We start from the raw sequence: 16292 nt of genomic DNA on the forward strand, positions 1-16292 counted from the left end.
ACGCATGCCCTGTCCTGTCTCATCATTATTCAAACACCGGATCATCCTCATAATAATAGGAATCCGGATCTTCATACGAAGGCGTGTTCTCAAAAGCAGCAATGCCGATTACCACCAGCACGAAAATGGCTACAATGATCCCGATCAGGACAGTAACGATACTGGATGCTGCATAAAACAGCTGCATTTTTATAAATGTCCCGTAATTTTCAAGCATGCTTTCGCCAGCGCTGCCGGCTAGATTTCCTTCGGCTTCCGCGGCTGCTTTTGCTGAGCGCATCAAAAATACGCCTGATATAATGAGCAGTACGCCCGGGATGGCGCCAATCACTGTCATCAAAGCAGACAGAGTGACAAGCGATCCCATAATGATTAACAAGATGCCAGAAATTTTGCCCCACTTGGCAATGTCGGATAGCGACTTGACAGCGGAGGCGCTCAGCTGGCGGGTCTCCTGTTCAACAAGGCTATTTTCTTCATTATGATTTTCAATTTCGTTTTCATCTTTATCCAGACTAATCATGAAAGCTCTCTCCCTAAAATTTTTAAATCGTATCTTTTTCCGTCCATTTCGGCGATGCCGGGGAATAGTCCCCATTCTGCAAACCCGTGCTTTTCAAACAGCTTCAGGCTTGGTTTATTATGCCCGAAAATGAAGGCCATAAGTGAGCGGATGCCAAGATTCGGGGCAATGCGGAGCGCTTCTTGAAGCAAATATGATCCAACACCTTTGCCGCGGCATGCTTCGTCAATGTATATGCTGACCTCCGCTGTTTTATTATAGGCTGGCCTTCCATAAAATGTTTCAAAGCTGATCCAGGCAGCGACGTTTCCGTTTTCGTCCTCGGCCACATAGAGCGGGCGTGACTCTGTATGTCCCAAAAACCATTCCATCCGGTCTTCAGGAGTTACCGGTTCGGTATCGGCTGTTACCATTCGAGAAGCAATCGTTGAATTATAAATCGCCACAACAGCCTCCAAGTCTTTATGTTCAGCAAGACGCAATGTCATGTTCATACGTTTTTGGCACTCCTCTCAAAAAAAATACATATTTTCGTTCAGTCTGTGCAAACTACATCTAAAAAAGTTTTTTTGGATAGGTTGTATATATTTTCAGAAAAGTGTTCAGAATGTTGCTGAGGTGATGAAACAATGAGAGAGGAAGAAAAGAAAACTTCTCAAGTCAAAAAACTTCAGCAGTTTTTTCGTAAACGCTGGGTGTTCCCTGCAATTTACTTAGTCAGTGCGGCCGTCATTTTAACAGCTGTCCTTTGGTATCAATCAGTTTCAAATGATGAGGTAAAGGATCAGTTGGCTGATAACGGCGGAAAATCCGCATATGACAACAACGACGATGCAGTTGAAGTAGGAAAGTCAATGGAAAATGTCGCAATGCCGGTTGTTGATTCTGAAAACGTTTCTGTTGTGAAAAAGTTCTATGAAACCGATGCCGCAAAAGAAGAGAAAGAAGCAGCACTCGTTACCTATAATAACACGTACAGCCTAAGCAAAGGAATTGACTTAGCTGAGAAAGACGGGAAAGATTTCGATGTCTCTGCTTCTCTGAGCGGTACGGTTGTTAAAGCTGAAAAAGATCCAGTGCTGGGATATGTTGTGGAAGTAGAACATGCCGACGGTTTATCGACTGTGTATCAATCTCTTTCCGAAGTAAGCGTTGAGCAAGGTGACAAAGTAAAACAAAATCAAGTGATCGGAAAATCTGGCAAGAACCTTTACAGTGAAGACAGCGGAAACCACGTGCACTTTGAAATCCGTAAAGATGGGGTCGCAATGAATCCGTTAAACTTTATGGACAAACCAGTTTCTTCTATTGAAAAAGCAGCAGCTGCTGAAGAAAAAGCTGCCACCCAAGAAACAGAAGAATCCATTCAGCAATCTTCCGAGAAAAAGGACGGATCAACTGAAAAAGGAACAGAAGAAAAATCCGGTGAGAAAAAGGATGATTCGACTGACAAATCTGGTTCTAAAGAAAGCAGCACAACAGAAGACACTGAACAGTCTTAATGAATAAAACGTCTATCCTTGTGATGGGCGTTTTTTTCTGTTACTTTTTGCTTTGTTTTACCGTCTATGTAGTTACATGTAGGCACGTACGTTATAAAGGAGGTTATGTCATGAACCGCCTATTGCTCGCAGGCTGGATCTTTTTTATCCTGCTCTCTGTCTGTACGGAAAGCTTCAGCGGCATGGTCGTGTCACAAACGGTGGCTTTTCATTTTCAGCCGCACCCTGATATGTCTCGTTTTTTAGACATGGATTTTACAGAGCTTGCTATACCTGAAGCGCTTATTCAAAAAATCGGGCACGCGTTTTCCTTCTTTGTGCTGACCTATTTGCTGTGGAAACAGCGGGGCAGCATAAGATCAGCTGCAGCCGGCTCATTCGCGTTTGCTTTTTTCACAGAAGTTCTTCAGCTCTTCTTCAGCAGGAATGGTTGTATCCGGGATGTGCTCATCGATGCTGTTGGAATTGGATTGTTTTATGGTTTATATGTGTTGGCGAAGCGAAGAAAACAAGAGATGTATGAGAAATATTAAAGCCGGCTGTCTTGGTTAAAGACGCCGGCTTTTGTCTTTCTTAGAAATTTTGATCGGTTGGTTTTTTCGTCAGTTTATTGATAATGGTTTCATAAATCCTTACGACCAAATCGACGAACGGGCGGAGCAGATCTGAAAATCTAAAGAAAAGGAACCCGATAATGATGGCGACAACGAGGCTGCCCAATACATCTACCGGATAGTGATGTCCCACCCAAATTCTCGAAAAGCCTGTCAAAAGCCCAAAAATGACAAGCGGCCAGCCGATTTTGCGGTTTCTGAAAAGCATCGCAATAGAAATCGCTAATGCACCTGTCGTATGGTCACTTGGAAATGAAGCATCCGCAGCATGCGGAATCAGTGTATGCACTGTATGCGCAACGAACGGGCGCGGTTCGAAATAAACAAGCGTAATCAAATAGTTGATCACAAGGCCTGCAATTCCTGTGATGCCTGCGTATAGCACATGTTTTCTGCTTTGTGTGTTCCCAAACAGCCAGATTGCCAATAGGATAAGGGCATAGGCGACAATGGCATATTCCGTGATGAAGACCATAATGGAATCGAGAACTGAATTGTGATGAGATAGTCCATGGATTGCTTTAAAAATTTCGTAGTTCAAATAATCACCTTTTACATTTTTATATTTAGTAGACTAATCTTACTCATGAAAAGTTTCAAATAAAAATAGAGATTGTCTGAAATAGCGGCGCTTGAAGAGAATTCGAAGAGGAATCGCGGTTTCTGGGGGGGATTCTGTGCACAAAAAAAAGAGATCCGGAGTGTCCGAATCTCGTACCGATATTAAAGTGCTTCAGGTCCTTCTTCGCCTGTGCGGATGTTGATCGTATTGCTGATTTCATAGACAAATATTTTACCGTCACCCGGTGATCCCGTTTTCAGCACCCTTTTAGCGGTCTCAGTCACTTGATCAACAGGAACCTTGCTGACCACAATTTCTATTTTTAAACGCTCGTATACATTGCTTTCTATTTTTACCCCTCGATAGAGCTCCGTATGTGCTTTTTGAAGGCCGCAGCCGTGTACATTGGAGAAAGTCAGAGAGGTCACTCCGATTTTTCCGAGTTCCTGCTTCAGCTTTTCAAAATTTGCCGGACGCGTTACAATTTCTACCTTGAACATTTGACCGCTCATAGCGTCACTCCTCACATAGAATCTTGATATGCTTTTTCCCCGTGCATCGTTAAGTCAAGCCCAAGTGACTCTTCTTCTTCAGTTGCGCGAAGGGGAAGGAAGAGGCTTACAAATTTAATAATAACGAAAGTGACAATAAATACAAAAACATAAGTGGCGGCGATGGCGACGATTTGTTTCCAGATTAAGCTTGCATCACCGTAAAATAACCCATCTGCGCCCGCTGAGTTAACAGAGGTTGTTGCGAATAATCCTGTTGCGATTCCGCCCCATGTGCCGCCGATCCCGTGCAGGCCAAAGGCGTCAAGCGCGTCGTCGTATCCGAATTTCTTTTTAAGCGAGAATACTCCCCAGAAACAAACTGCCCCGCCGATGATGCCGATAATAATAGAAGCGAACGGTGTGACAAATCCGGCAGCCGGCGTAATGGCGACAAGCCCGGCGATTGCGCCAGATACCGCTCCGAGCATTGTCGGTTTTTTGTTAATGATCCATTCTACTAAGATCCAGCCGGCGATCCCGGCTGCAGCCGCGGTGTTTGTGTTGATGAACGCGTACATGGCTACACCATCTAAAGTCAAAGCGCTGCCGACGTTAAAGCCGAACCAGCCGAACCAAATCAAAGCTCCTCCTAAGAAGGTGTAAATGAGGTTATGCGGAGAAGACGCTGTACCGTCTTTCCGTTTGCCGAGCACAATGGCAAGAACAAGTCCTGCCACACCGGAGGAAATATGAACAACATTGCCGCCAGCAAAATCGAGCGCTCCAAGCTGGCCGATCCAGCCGCCGCCCCATACCCAGTGCGCTACGGGTGTGTAAACCAAAGAGGCCCATAAAACCGAGAATAAAAGAAAAGCGCCGAATCGCATCCGCTCTGCGAAGGCCCCGGAAATAATCGCTGTAGTCAGAACGGCAAACGTCATTTGGAACATCATAAATAACGAGTGGGGGATGGTATCGCTGTAATCTCCCGGATCAAATCCGACCCCTTTGAGGCCTGCCCACTCCAGCCCGCCGATGATTGAATTGCCTGGTGCGAAGGCAAGTGTATATCCGAACAGCACCCAAACGATGGAAACGATGGCAATGGAAGAGAAACTGTGCATGGCAGTGCTCAGCACATTTTTGCTCTTTACCATTCCTCCATAAAATAACGCTAATCCCGGGGTCATCAGCCACACGAGTAAAGCGCAAAAGAACATAAAAACTGTATCGCCCATTTGCATGTCTCATTCCTCCGTATCTTTCAGAATTAAATTGCAATTATTATATTTCTTCATTATAGAGAAAAAAGAATGATAAAACATTTTCATGTAAGATTTCCTGACATGGTTTTTAAGGAATGTTATCGAGGGACGGAAAGAAAGGAGAGCGGCATTTTTCACTATATAAGACTTTATATCTATAAAAGAAGCTATTCATATGAGCAGAAAAGGGAATTGACATTAATTAGAATACTCTATACTGTATTAAGTGTACTACATCAAATAATACACTGAGGGGGATGTATGATGAATAAAGGCGGCAGGCTGAGGAGAGCATTACGCAAGTCGATTCCCGCGACGTTCCGATTGTTTTTAGCCTTTAATTTTTTCGTGTACGGTCTGGCGAAAGTGGTAATTGGCCAGTTTGGCGAGGTGACGCCTGAAATCGAGGCGGCTGCCGGGAAGGGGTTTACGATCGCGTGGACATTTTTCGGTTATTCTCATGTCTATGAACTGTTTATAGGTTTTGGTGAAATCCTGGCAGCTGTTTTATTACTGATTCCGCGAACGGCTGCATTAGGGGCGGTTATTTTTATGCCCATTATTGTGAACATCGTCTTGATTAACTATTGTTTTGATATTGGCGTGCAGGATCTTAGCACGATATTAATGGTTATGTGTCTTCTTCTGCTTTGGATGGACCGCCGCAAATTCATGGGCATTTTTAGGCAGGAACCGATAGACAGCAGGCAGGTGATGAAGCGATGACGCCCCTTATGATTACTGTGCTTGCCGGTTTGTTCGTATGCACAACCTGTTACTACTACATAAAAGAAAAATCATGAGAAAACGCTCCTTCTGAGAATTTCACAAGCATCATAAAAGAACTTAGGCAGTGTGAAGAGTAAAATATGCAATGTGAGAAACACTAACAGTATCAGGAGGAGACGTATGATGAATACACTCAACATTGATTTTCAAAAAACAGCATTGGTTATCATTGATTTACAAAAGGGAATTGTGCCGATTGATCAAAGCGGCCAGGTTGTCCCGAACGCGAAAAAGCTCGTAGATGAATTTCGGAAACATAACGGGTTCATCAGCTTTGTAAATGTAGCCTTTCATGATGGAGCGGACGCCCTGAAGCCGCAAACGGATGAGCCTGCGCAGGGAGGTTCAGGGAAAATGCCTGCGGACTGGGCCGAATTTGTTCCGGAAATCGGTGTGCAGGATGGCGATTATACTGTGACAAAACGGCAATGGGGTGCTTTTTTTGGCACAGATTTAGACTTGCAGCTCAGACGCCGCGGCATTGATACGATTGTATTGTGCGGCATCGCAACGAATATCGGGGTGGAAAGCACAGCACGGGAGGCATTTCAGCTTGGCTATCAGCAGATTTTTATTACAGATGCCATGTCCACATTTAGCGATGAAGAGCATGAAGCCACACTGCGCTTTATTTTCCCGAGAATCGGTAAATCGCGGACAACGGAAGAGTTTCTGGAACAAGTGAAATGATGTTATCGAAAAAAAGCCGGGCTGTTTTTTTAACAGCGGTGGCTTCGGGAACAATGCTGAATCCGCTGAACTCGTCTATGATCTCTCTTGCGCTCCATAGCATCCAGCATGAGTTTCACCTCTCGTTTACAACGGTTTCCTGGCTGATTTCCTCGTTTTACTTGGCGAGTGCCGTGGCACAGCCCGTAACGGGGAAGCTCGGTGATTTGATTGGGCGGAAACGCTTGTTTTTATTCGGGCTTATTCTTGTTGCGGTTTCTGCCATCGGGGCGCCGTTTGCGCCGACGTTTATGACATTATTGGTCATGCGGCTGTTTCAATCGGTGGGGAGCAGTGCGATTTATCCGTCAGGTGTCGGCTTGATTCGGAATCATATTCATGAACGCCAAGCTTCAGCCTTGGCTGTACTCTCTATTTTTGCGTCAGCCATGACGGCGCTGGGGCCTACAGTCGGCGGGTTTTTGATTGTATGGGGAGGCTGGCCGGCGATCTTTATCGTTAATTTGCCGTTTATTATCCTCAGCTTCTTATTGGGCCTGTATATGTTCCCGAAAGATCAGAAAAAAGGGGCAGGAATCAAAACCATTATTCAGCAGCTCGACATTCTTGGAATTGTTTTATTTGCCGGGGGAATCATTTTCCTTCTATCCTTTTTGCTGTCGTTCAGCACGTCGCCGCATGCGGTTGAAGGTGTGCTTGGCTTGCTTCTGCTCTGTGCGTTTGTCTGGCGCGAACTGAAAACGGATAAGCCGTTTATTGATGTCCGTCTGTTTAAAACACAGCGAAACCTGTCAGCCGTGTATGTTCAGTTTATTTTATTGAATGTTTTCTTCTATTGTTTATTTTTTGGTTTGCCAAGTTACTTTCAGGATGAAATGCATCTTTCTGTTCAAACGAGCGGCCTGTTTATGCTGTTTATGTCTGGAATGAGCATCGTTGTGTCACCTCTAACCGGCAAATGGATCGACCGATCTGGTGTCGTCAAGCCGATCTTTGCGGGAGCACTTTTGATGACGGCTGGAGCCGTGCTCTTAACCATCTTTTTTATCAATGTCCAGACCATCGGTAAAGGGCTCATTCTGTCGCTCTTGGGTATAGGCTACGGACTGGGCAATGTCGCGCTTCAGGCAGCGATGCTAAAAACGAGTCCTTCCAACATGGTAGGAACGACTTCAGGCCTGTTTCAAACCTGCCGTTACCTAGGATCGATTTTGTCTTCGGTGATCCTTGGCATTCTTTTTGGTAAAGAAATCACGGCAGCCCATTTTGATATGATGGGAATCATTATGATCATAGCGGGCGGAGCAAGCCTGTTAATGGCTGTGAGGTTTGCTGCATTAATGAAAACTGCATCTTGAGAAAGAGACGGGCTCTGAGGTCTGTCTCTTTTTCTTGTTTAAGCTGTTCAAATACAAACGGGAAAATTGTATATCATAGCCAGTGTTATTGTCTGACTCTTCAGTTATATTAAGTGACATCTGATGTCAAAAAACATAACGTGATGACATATAGACAATATGGAAAGGGGAGCCGGCTATGAAATTAAAAGAGAGTCAGCAGCAATCCAACAGGCTGAGCAATGAAGATCTGGTGCCTTTGGGACAGGAAAAACGGACGTGGAAAGCAATGAACTTTGCCTCCATTTGGATGGGATGTATACATAACATACCGACCTACGCGACGGTGGGAGGATTAATTGCGATCGGCCTTTCGCCTTGGCAGGTGCTGGCGATCATTATTACGGCATCACTTATCCTATTTGGCGCTCTTGCCTTAAACGGCCATGCGGGGGCAAAATACGGGCTGCCGTTTCCCGTGATCATTCGGGCTTCTTACGGGATATACGGCGCGAATATCCCCGCGCTTCTAAGGGCGTTTACAGCTATCATGTGGCTTGGCATCCAGACCTTTGCGGGTAGCACGGCACTGAACATTTTGCTTTTGAATATGTGGCCGGGCTGGGGAGAAATTGGCGGCGAGTGGAACATTCTCGGCATTCACTTGTCTGGTTTGCTTTCCTTTGTATTCTTTTGGGCCATTCATTTACTCGTATTGCATCACGGCATGGAGTCGATTAAACGTTTTGAGGTGTGGGCAGGGCCTTTAGTGTATCTGGTATTTGGCGGCATGGTATGGTGGGCCGTTGATATTGCCGGAGGATTGGGCCCGATATACTCTCAACCAGGAAAGTTTCATACGTTTTCAGAAACATTCTGGCCGTTTGCTGCCGGAGTTACTGGCATCATCGGCATCTGGGCGACATTGATCTTAAATATACCTGATTTTACACGCTTTGCTGAAACACAAAAAGAGCAAATCAAAGGACAATTTTACGGTTTACCGGGAACGTTTGCGCTGTTCGCATTCGCAAGTATTACGGTGACCTCCGGCTCGCAGGTCGCGTTCGGAGAGCCGATTTGGGATGTTGTCGATATTTTGGCGCGATTTGATAACCCTTATGTCATCGTCTTGTCCGTGATCACGCTCTGCATCGCCACGATCTCTGTAAATGTCGCGGCGAACATCGTATCGCCCGCTTATGATATAGCGAATGCCCTGCCGAAATATATCAATTTCAAACGTGGCAGCTTTATCACAGCGTTGCTCGCTTTATTTACGGTTCCGTGGAAGCTGATGGAGAGCGCGACAAGCGTATATGCGTTTCTTGGCTTAATAGGCGGCATGCTTGGACCGGTGGCAGGCGTGATGATGGCCGACTATTTTATCATTCGCAAATGTGAGCTCTCGGTAGATGACCTGTATTCCGAAACAGGACGGTATGTGTATTGGAAGGGCTACAATTACCGTGCGTTTGCAGCCACAATGTTAGGAGCGCTGATTTCGCTGATTGGCATGTATGTTCCTGCATTGAAAAGCTTATACGATATTTCTTGGTTTGTAGGTGTGCTGATCTCCTTTCTTTTCTACATTGTTCTGATGCGTGTTCACCCGCCTGCATCATTGGCAATTGAAACGGTTGAACATGCGCAGGTCAGCCAGGCTGAATAAGATCTATTTAGACGGTATATTTTCATATTTTTGAATGGTTTTCCATAAATAGAACATTTATAATTGTTTTAAAATCTATTCTAAAACGAAATGGGAATCGAAAATGAGAAAATGGTATTTTATTCTTTTGGCGGGTGTTTTAACGTCTGTCATCCTCGCTTTCGTTTATGATAAGACAAAAGCGAATGAGGAAGGATCTGGGGATTATCTGTATGTTTCGCCAAATGGCAGTGATCAAAATGAAGGAACAAAAGAAAAGCCGTTTCGTACATTGGCACACGCATCTGAGAAGGCTGCTGCCGGCACAACTGTCATGATTCGGGAGGGCACGTATCATGAAATCCTTGATGTAAAGCACAGCGGTACGGACGGAAAGCCTATCACATTCCGAAACTATGAAAATGAAAACGTCGTGATTAGCGGTGAATCCGTTGCGAACGCTGAATATGAAACACCGCTTATTCGTATTCACGATAAACATGATATTGCCATCAGCGGTTTAACAATTCAAGATCTTTCTGTTTCATCTGAGGAAGCAACTGCTATAGGGATTTATGTATCAGGGTCCAGCGGTCATATCGCCATTAAGGATAATCACATCCGGGGGATTAAGACAACTGCGGATGAAGGAAATGCTCACGGAATCGCAGTTTATGGGACTGGCAGCATGAAAGACATCCGAATCGAGGACAATACAGTTGAGAAACTGACGCTTGGAGCGAGTGAAGCAGTTGTGCTGAACGGTAATATCGACGGCTTCACAGTTGCAGGCAATGTGGTCCGCAACAATAATAACATCGGGATTGATCTAATTGGTTATGAGGGAACCGCGGATAAAAACGATTACGTGCGAAACGGAGTCGTAGAAAACAATACAGTTTATCAAAACTCGACTTACGGCAATCCTGCTTATGGAGATGAATACTCAGCGGGCGGGATTTATGTCGATGGAGGACACGATATCGAAATTAAGAACAACACAGTTTACGATAACGATATTGGGATTGAAGCAACGTCTGAACACAAAGGAAAGTATGCAAATGCCATTCAGATCACAGACAACAAAGTGTACAACAATGCGTACACCGGTATTTCAATCGGAGGATATGACAAAAAGCGGGGCGGCACCAGCAATTCTCTGATTGCCCGCAATATTATGTACCGGAATGACACAAAGGGACTGTACGGCGGACAGCTGCTGCTGCAGTACGATACGAAAAACAACACAATTGAAAAGAATATATTGACGGCCGGTGATTCCAGATTATTTATCGGAAACGATTTTACAGAAAATGAAGGAAATACGGTCAATCATAACGTGTACCACAAGGAAGCGGATCAAGACGGCATATGGATGTGGAAAAAGAAAGAATATGATTCATTTTCTTCGTATCGAAAAGCAACAAAAAACGATCAGCAATCCATTTATGCCGATCCGATGTTTCGTGATGAAGCGTCCTATGATTTTTCGTTAGACCCTGATTCACCTGCGCGGCCTGTCATTGAATAACTGCTATAAGCGGCGTTCTCTAAGAGGACGCCTTTTTTTATATGCAAAAAAGACTGCCGGGATTTCCCGGCAGTCTGACAAGTTATTCTGCAATAGACACTTTTCCTTCAGCCTCAGCAGGTTTTTTCTGGCTCCACGTGTAGAGAAGCAGGGCAATTAAAACGAACAGCCCCGCTGTTAAATAAATGGCAGAGAAGCCGGCAGATGCTACAAACAATCCGAATACATAAGATCCTACAGCAATTCCGCTGTCAAAGAAGGTAAAGAACGTTGCCGTTGCAAAACCGGAGCGGTGAGCCGGAGATTTCTGAATCGCCAATGTTTGCATGCAAGGAACGATTGATCCGTAGCCAAGACCGATAACCGCCCCTGAAAGCAGAAGCATTAAGCCGCTATGTGTGAAGGACAGCATGCAGAGTCCAACAGAGAAAATCAGGATTGATGGATAAATGACAATGCCCGGTCCGACTTTGTCGAACAATTTCCCTGTGAACGGGCGTGCAATCATCATTGTCACCGCAAAACAAACAAAGAAATATCCGCTGATATCCGAAAGGTCAACTGATTTGGCGAATACAGACAGATATGATGTGACTGTTGAATAACAGAAAGAAATAAACAAACCGACCGTCGCAATTTTGAGTGCGCCCTTTTCAAACATATCCGAGAACGCAAAACGGAATACAGTCGTACCGCTGTCCTTACTTTGCGGCACTTTTATCAAGAACGAAACAAGTAAGCCCGCAACCATAAACAGCGCAAAGGCTGTAAAGAATACAGGAAAGCTTACCACTCTCATCAAATTCAGACCAAGGAAAGGCCCGATCGCCATAGCGAGGTTCATAGACATGGCAAAGTATCCAAGCCCTTCACCGCGCCGTTTGGCTGGAATAATATCAGCGGCAATTGCACCTGTAACAGTCGTTAAAATGCTGAACCAAATTCCTTGGAAGAACCGCAATCCGAGCAGCAGGGAAAAGTTATGAATCGGCATATACAGAAAAGATGATAGGGCGAAGAGCGCCATTGATACAATCGCCATTCTTTTCTTCCCGAAACGCTCAACGATGGCTCCGGAGAAAGGCCGTGTAATGATCGCAGACAGAAGGAACAGGCTGATTAAAAGCCCGCCTTGTGATTCTGTGCCGCCAAGCTCTTGCAGCGTATAGATCGGCAATACAGTTAAAAATGTATAAAAGAACACAAACACAAATAAATTGACAAGCAGGACCATAATAAAATCCTTGGTCCATATCGCATCCGCTTTTTTCAAATGTATGTCACTTCCTTATTTTCATTGTTGTAAAAACATGCGGAATAAATGAGAAAAAGCTTCTTTGTCTTCATCCCGGAAATCAGCAAGCAGCTCTTCCTCGAATTTCAGCATTTTCACATTAATTTCTTCGTATTTTTTCTCGGCTTCTTTTGTGAGGACAACAAGTTTTTCCCGTTTGTCTTCACCTTGCCGTCTCTGAACCCAGCCGTTCTCCTCCAGGCGTTTGATCGTCCGAGTCACAGTCGGCGCTTCCACATTTAAATAGGACCAAATCTCTTTTTGAGTCATTGGTCCGATCGTACGCAAACAATATAAAACTGACCATTGAGATGAATAAAGGCCGAATGGCTCTAGCTGTTCATTGGCTTTCTTGGCAATCAGGCGGGCGCTTTGGTTGATTTGATGAATGAGGTGTCTGTTGACGTAGGACATGTCGGTCTCCTTCTAAAAAACTTACCTAAGTAACTAATTGCTTATTTCATTTTACAGGAGCGATCAATAGTTGTAAAGATGAAAATTTAGTGACGCGAAATAGTTTGCTGAATTTGAAAAAGTTCGTTTCACCCCTTGTCCTTATTGAGTTTTTAGCATATTCCCAAAAGAATGCTAATACACTGTTACAAACCTAACAAAGAGAGTGTTTGAGGTGAGGGATCGTGGGCATATTTCACAAACTTACTTTTAAAACCATACAACGAAGAAGCGGCATAATGAACGACTCTTTACAGAATACGGATCTCATTTCACACTTCTCACATCCATTTTAGGGAGGTCGAGTGGTGTGCACGATTACATCAAAGAGCGAACAATCAAGATAGGGAAGTACATCGTGGAGACAAAGAAAACCGTTCGTGTCATTGCGAAGGAATTTGGTGTTTCCAAAAGTACAGTACACAAGGATTTAACAGAGCGTCTGCCTGAAATTAACCCCGACTTGGCAAACGAAGTGAAAGAAATACTCGATTATCATAAATCCATCAGGCATTTAAGAGGAGGAGAAGCGACAAAGCTCAAATATAAAAAAGATGAAATTCTCGAAGGAGAGCCTGTTCAGCAATCGTAATCACCTGGCATTGCCTTCTTGAAATCGTTCATAAAACATCCGCAAAAATTTGTAAAGAACTTATTGTGCTTCCAACTTTTTTTCTATATTTTATGATAATATATATAATTAGGGCACAATGTGGATATTTACTGTGAAACAGATTTTCAAGGAGGATATAAATAGATGTTTGCAAGGGATATTGGTATTGACCTCGGTACTGCAAATGTACTGATCCATGTTAAAGGTAAAGGAATTGTTCTGAATGAACCTTCCGTTGTTGCACTTGATAAAAACAGCGGCAAAGTGCTGGCGGTTGGCGAAGAGGCAAGACGAATGGTTGGACGTACACCTGGGAATATTGTTGCGATTCGCCCGCTGAAAGACGGAGTTATTGCTGACTTTGAAGTAACAGAAGCAATGCTGAAACATTTTATTAACAAGCTGAATGTAAAAGGCCTGTTCTCAAAGCCGCGCATGCTCATTTGCTGCCCGACGAATATTACATCCGTTGAGCAAAAAGCAATCAAAGAAGCTGCAGAAAAAAGCGGCGGGAAACATGTGTACCTTGAAGAAGAACCTAAAGTTGCCGCTATCGGCGCGGGTATGGAAATATTCCAGCCAAGCGGTAACATGGTTGTAGACATCGGAGGCGGGACGACGGATATCGCGGTTATTTCAATGGGCGATATTGTCACCTCCTCTTCTATTAAAATGGCTGGGGACAAGTTTGACATGGAAATCTTAAATTATATCAAACGCGAGTACAAGCTGCTGATCGGCGAACGTACTGCGGAGGATATTAAGATTAAAGTCGCAACTGTTTTCCCAGACGCACGTCACGAGGAAATTTCCATTCGCGGACGGGACATGGTTTCCGGTCTTCCAAGAACAATTACAGTAAACAGTAAAGAAGTTGAAGAAGCCCTTCGTGAATCTGTCGCTGTTATTGTTCAGGCTGCGAAACAAGTGCTCGAAAGAACACCGCCTGAACTTTCTGCTGATATTATTGACCGCGGCGTTATTATTACCGGCGGAGGCGCGCTCTTAAACGGCCTTGACCAGCTGCTTGCTGAAGAGCTGAAGGTACCGGTCCTCGTTGCTGAAAATCCTATGGATTGCGTAGCCATCGGCACAGGTGTCATGCTTGATAATATGGACAAGCTTCCTAAACGCAAACTAAGCTGATTTCACAAACCTCATTCTGAAAAAGAATGAGGTTTTTTTATGAAAAAGCCTTCACGAAAAGATGTTAAATGACGATAATAGGATAAAATACTGAGTTTTTATTATAGAACGAACGTTCCTATATGACAACTGGAAAAAATGCCATTTTTAGAGGTGGGAAATTTGTTAAAAGGATTATATACAGCAACATCCGCAATGATTGCCCAGCAGCGAAGAACGGAAATGCTTTCAAATAATATTGCTAACGCAAATACATCAGGATATAAAGCTGATCAAGGCTCTATGCGCGCGTTCCCTGAGATGCTGCTCAGCAGAATAGAATCAAAATCTCCGGCCAGGACATCAAGGGCGGAAATCGGTTCCGTGAATACCGGAGTATATATGCAGGAGCTCAAGCCTCTCTTTACACAGGGAAGCCTGAAGTCCACAGACCAGCCTACAGACATTGCATTGATCGAAAATCAAGTTCCGATGAATGCGGAAACCAATGAAAAAGCTGCTCTTTTTTATCCGGTTCAAACAGCGGATGGAATTCGTTATTCAAAAAGCAGCACATTTTCACTAAATGAGAACAATCAGCTGACGATCAACGGACGCCCTATTTTATCGACGGATCGCCAGCCAATCACTGTTGATAATGAGAATTTCACTGTGTCTGAAAACGGTACTGTGACAACGAACGGACGCACAGCCGGCCAGATTGATGTCAGAATGGCGGAAGATGTCCGCAATCTCAAACGGGACGGAAATGATTTGTACAGCACGGCGGACGGTAATGATCTGCCAAGCGCAGCCGGAAATAATCAGGTATCCTATTCATTAAAACAAGGCGTCTCAGAGCTTTCAAACGTGGATGTGACAAGCGCCTATACAGAAATGACTGAAGCATACAGATCGTTTGAGGCGAATCAGAAGGTTATTCAGGCTTACGATAAAAGTATGGATAAAGCAGCAAATGAAATTGGAAAAATTTAAGATAACGGAAGAAAAAACGGGGGACATCAACTATGCTCAGGTCAATGCTAACGGCATCAACAACCTTAAACCAGCTGCAGCAGCAGATTGACACAATCAGCAGCAACCTTTCAAACAGCAACACAACCGGCTATAAGGCAAAAGATACGAATTTTTCTGAGCTTGTCAGACAGCAATTCGATCAGGTTGATGAAAAAAACGAGGAAGTGGCAAAAGCCCGAAAAACGCCGCCCGGCTTGCGCCTTGGCGTCGGAGCGATGATGAATTCACGCCTGGTCTCTGATCAAGGAAGCATTCAGAAGACCGATCGCGATCTGGATATCGCATTTACGTCTCCATACCAGTATCTTCAGGTAAATGTAAATGGAAACCGCCAGTATACGAGGGACGGGGCGCTGTATGTAACGCCGTCCGCTGCGAATGCCAACCAGCTGCAGCTCGTCACTGGAAATGGGTATCCCGTACTTGATGAGAACGGCAATACAGTGAACATCGACAGCTCAATGAAGAATATCACCATCAATAAGAACGGCACCTTAACCGCATCTGATGGAAACGCGGTTCAGCGGTTTAATCTTGGCGTTGTCCAAGTGAATAACCCTCAAGAGCTGAAATCGGAAGGGAATAACCTTTTCTCTATTGATAATGCGGCAGCTTTTGAAGAGCTAAACGGCGCTAATAGACAAAACATCGGCATGCAGCAGGGCTCACTTGAGATGTCCAATGTCGATATTTCAGAACAAATGACAGATTTGATCACGTCCCAGCGTTCATATCAGCTGAACAGCAGAACGATCACAATGGGAGATCAAATGCTCGGTTTAATCAATTCAGTCAGATAATAAGAAAATGG

General features: G+C 44.4%; 19 protein-coding genes. 12 read left to right on the forward strand and 7 right to left on the reverse strand.

Annotation, left to right across the window (positions count from 1 at the left end; genetic code table 11):
* Positions 1-25: 25 nt before the first annotated feature.
* Both BGM23_RS03370 and BGM23_RS03375 read right to left on the reverse strand, forming a co-directional pair.
* On the reverse strand, positions 26-523 hold the full coding sequence (locus BGM23_RS03370; protein WP_029726050.1) for a DUF5362 family protein: 498 nt from the start codon (positions 521-523) through the stop codon (positions 26-28).
* Entirely contained in the window at positions 520-1011 is a 492-nt protein-coding gene (locus BGM23_RS03375; protein ID WP_072692832.1) for a GNAT family N-acetyltransferase, read from the reverse strand. Before BGM23_RS03375 ends, BGM23_RS03370 begins: the two co-directional genes overlap by 4 nt.
* Positions 1012-1152: 141 nt before the next feature.
* On the opposite strand from BGM23_RS03375, the gene spoIIQ reads away from it, so the two are divergent.
* Positions 1153-2025 carry a stage II sporulation protein SpoIIQ gene (gene spoIIQ / locus BGM23_RS03380; RefSeq protein ID WP_029726048.1) on the forward strand — a complete coding sequence of 291 codons (873 nt, stop codon included), beginning with the start codon at positions 1153-1155 and terminating at the stop codon, positions 2023-2025.
* 110 nt (positions 2026-2135) lie between these two features.
* Positions 2136-2558: a VanZ family protein gene (locus tag BGM23_RS03385; protein ID WP_029726047.1), complete on the forward strand. Its 423-nt coding sequence runs from the start codon at positions 2136-2138 to the stop codon at positions 2556-2558.
* Positions 2559-2598: 40 nt separating this feature from the next.
* On the opposite strand, the gene bcrC is transcribed toward BGM23_RS03385, so the two are convergent.
* The 3 genes from bcrC to amtB all read right to left on the reverse strand — a co-directional run bounded on the left by bcrC (position 2599) and on the right by amtB (position 4939).
* A complete protein-coding gene (gene bcrC / locus BGM23_RS03390; RefSeq protein ID WP_024573494.1) occupies positions 2599-3180 on the reverse strand; it encodes an undecaprenyl-diphosphate phosphatase BcrC in 582 nt (193 codons plus the stop codon).
* A 182-nt stretch (positions 3181-3362) separates the two neighbouring features.
* The gene (locus BGM23_RS03395; RefSeq protein ID WP_003221829.1) at positions 3363-3713 is read right to left on the reverse strand and encodes a P-II family nitrogen regulator; all 351 of its coding nucleotides are present in this window, start codon (positions 3711-3713) and stop codon (positions 3363-3365) included.
* Positions 3714-3724: 11 nt separating this feature from the next.
* Positions 3725-4939: an ammonium transporter AmtB gene (gene amtB / locus BGM23_RS03400; protein WP_015251031.1), complete on the reverse strand. Its 1215-nt coding sequence runs from the start codon at positions 4937-4939 to the stop codon at positions 3725-3727.
* Positions 4940-5221: 282 nt separating this feature from the next.
* Here amtB and BGM23_RS03405 point away from each other — a divergent pair, with 282 nt between their 5' ends.
* From BGM23_RS03405 to BGM23_RS03425, 5 genes are all read left to right on the forward strand, one after another.
* Positions 5222-5686, forward strand: coding sequence for a hypothetical protein (locus tag BGM23_RS03405; RefSeq protein ID WP_074794341.1), 465 nt, complete (start codon positions 5222-5224; stop codon positions 5684-5686).
* 183 nt (positions 5687-5869) lie between these two features.
* Entirely contained in the window at positions 5870-6439 is a 570-nt protein-coding gene (locus tag BGM23_RS03410) for a hydrolase (RefSeq protein WP_015251033.1), read from the forward strand.
* Positions 6439-7797 carry an MFS transporter gene (locus BGM23_RS03415; RefSeq protein WP_029726045.1) on the forward strand — a complete coding sequence of 453 codons (1359 nt, stop codon included), beginning with the start codon at positions 6439-6441 and terminating at the stop codon, positions 7795-7797. Before BGM23_RS03410 ends, BGM23_RS03415 begins: the two co-directional genes overlap by 1 nt.
* Positions 7798-7975: 178 nt before the next feature.
* Positions 7976-9448, forward strand: a complete 1473-nt coding sequence (pucI, locus tag BGM23_RS03420; RefSeq protein WP_029726044.1) for an allantoin permease — start codon at positions 7976-7978, stop codon at positions 9446-9448.
* A gap of 103 nt (positions 9449-9551) precedes the next feature.
* Positions 9552-10958, forward strand: a complete 1407-nt coding sequence (locus BGM23_RS03425; protein WP_029726043.1) for a right-handed parallel beta-helix repeat-containing protein — start codon at positions 9552-9554, stop codon at positions 10956-10958.
* 82 nt (positions 10959-11040) lie between these two features.
* On the opposite strand, the gene BGM23_RS03430 is transcribed toward BGM23_RS03425, so the two are convergent.
* Together BGM23_RS03430 and BGM23_RS03435 are read right to left on the reverse strand one after the other, a co-directional pair.
* Positions 11041-12231, reverse strand: coding sequence for an MFS transporter (locus BGM23_RS03430; protein ID WP_003227769.1), 1191 nt, complete (start codon positions 12229-12231; stop codon positions 11041-11043).
* A 21-nt stretch (positions 12232-12252) separates the two neighbouring features.
* Positions 12253-12666 (reverse strand): MarR family winged helix-turn-helix transcriptional regulator, encoded by a 414-nt coding sequence (locus BGM23_RS03435; protein ID WP_003227771.1) that lies wholly within the window; start codon positions 12664-12666, stop codon positions 12253-12255.
* Positions 12667-12890: 224 nt separating this feature from the next.
* Here BGM23_RS03435 and BGM23_RS21240 point away from each other — a divergent pair, with 224 nt between their 5' ends.
* The 5 genes from BGM23_RS21240 to flhP all read left to right on the forward strand — a co-directional run bounded on the left by BGM23_RS21240 (position 12891) and on the right by flhP (position 16281).
* The gene (locus BGM23_RS21240) at positions 12891-13001 is read left to right on the forward strand and encodes a protein usd (RefSeq protein WP_010886628.1); all 111 of its coding nucleotides are present in this window, start codon (positions 12891-12893) and stop codon (positions 12999-13001) included.
* Positions 13002-13015: 14 nt separating this feature from the next.
* Positions 13016-13297, forward strand: a complete 282-nt coding sequence (spoIIID, locus tag BGM23_RS03440; RefSeq protein ID WP_003221804.1) for a sporulation transcriptional regulator SpoIIID — start codon at positions 13016-13018, stop codon at positions 13295-13297.
* A 165-nt stretch (positions 13298-13462) separates the two neighbouring features.
* Positions 13463-14464 (forward strand): cell shape-determining protein Mbl, encoded by a 1002-nt coding sequence (mbl, locus tag BGM23_RS03445; protein ID WP_003227776.1) that lies wholly within the window; start codon positions 13463-13465, stop codon positions 14462-14464.
* A 162-nt stretch (positions 14465-14626) separates the two neighbouring features.
* Complete coding sequence (gene flhO, locus BGM23_RS03450; protein WP_029726042.1) at positions 14627-15439, forward strand: flagellar hook-basal body complex protein FlhO; 813 nt, start codon at positions 14627-14629, stop codon at positions 15437-15439.
* 32 nt (positions 15440-15471) lie between these two features.
* Positions 15472-16281, forward strand: coding sequence for a flagellar hook-basal body complex protein FlhP (gene flhP, locus BGM23_RS03455; protein WP_014478212.1), 810 nt, complete (start codon positions 15472-15474; stop codon positions 16279-16281).
* Positions 16282-16292 lie beyond the last annotated feature (11 nt).

This window comes from Bacillus sp. FJAT-14266, assembly GCF_001719225.1.
Classification (GTDB): domain Bacteria; phylum Bacillota; class Bacilli; order Bacillales; family Bacillaceae; genus Bacillus; species Bacillus subtilis.

What these genes read in the sequence shown, in the direction of transcription:
- BGM23_RS03370 (WP_029726050.1), bottom strand. Translation starts at nt 523, where the DNA reads ATGATTAGTCTGGATAAAGATGAAAACGAAATTGAAAATCATAATGAA.
- BGM23_RS03375 (WP_072692832.1), bottom strand. Translation starts at nt 1,011, where the DNA reads ATGACATTGCGTCTTGCTGAACATAAAGACTTGGAGGCTGTTGTGGCG.
- spoIIQ (WP_029726048.1), top strand. Translation starts at nt 1,153, where the DNA reads ATGAGAGAGGAAGAAAAGAAAACTTCTCAAGTCAAAAAACTTCAGCAG.
- BGM23_RS03385 (WP_029726047.1), top strand. Translation starts at nt 2,136, where the DNA reads ATGAACCGCCTATTGCTCGCAGGCTGGATCTTTTTTATCCTGCTCTCT.
- BGM23_RS03395 (WP_003221829.1), bottom strand. Translation starts at nt 3,713, where the DNA reads ATGAGCGGTCAAATGTTCAAGGTAGAAATTGTAACGCGTCCGGCAAAT.
- amtB (WP_015251031.1), bottom strand. Translation starts at nt 4,939, where the DNA reads ATGCAAATGGGCGATACAGTTTTTATGTTCTTTTGCGCTTTACTCGTG.
- BGM23_RS03405 (WP_074794341.1), top strand. Translation starts at nt 5,222, where the DNA reads ATGATGAATAAAGGCGGCAGGCTGAGGAGAGCATTACGCAAGTCGATT.
- BGM23_RS03410 (WP_015251033.1), top strand. Translation starts at nt 5,870, where the DNA reads ATGATGAATACACTCAACATTGATTTTCAAAAAACAGCATTGGTTATC.
- BGM23_RS03415 (WP_029726045.1), top strand. Translation starts at nt 6,439, where the DNA reads ATGTTATCGAAAAAAAGCCGGGCTGTTTTTTTAACAGCGGTGGCTTCG.
- pucI (WP_029726044.1), top strand. Translation starts at nt 7,976, where the DNA reads ATGAAATTAAAAGAGAGTCAGCAGCAATCCAACAGGCTGAGCAATGAA.
- BGM23_RS03425 (WP_029726043.1), top strand. Translation starts at nt 9,552, where the DNA reads ATGAGAAAATGGTATTTTATTCTTTTGGCGGGTGTTTTAACGTCTGTC.
- BGM23_RS03435 (WP_003227771.1), bottom strand. Translation starts at nt 12,666, where the DNA reads ATGTCCTACGTCAACAGACACCTCATTCATCAAATCAACCAAAGCGCC.
- mbl (WP_003227776.1), top strand. Translation starts at nt 13,463, where the DNA reads ATGTTTGCAAGGGATATTGGTATTGACCTCGGTACTGCAAATGTACTG.
- flhP (WP_014478212.1), top strand. Translation starts at nt 15,472, where the DNA reads ATGCTCAGGTCAATGCTAACGGCATCAACAACCTTAAACCAGCTGCAG.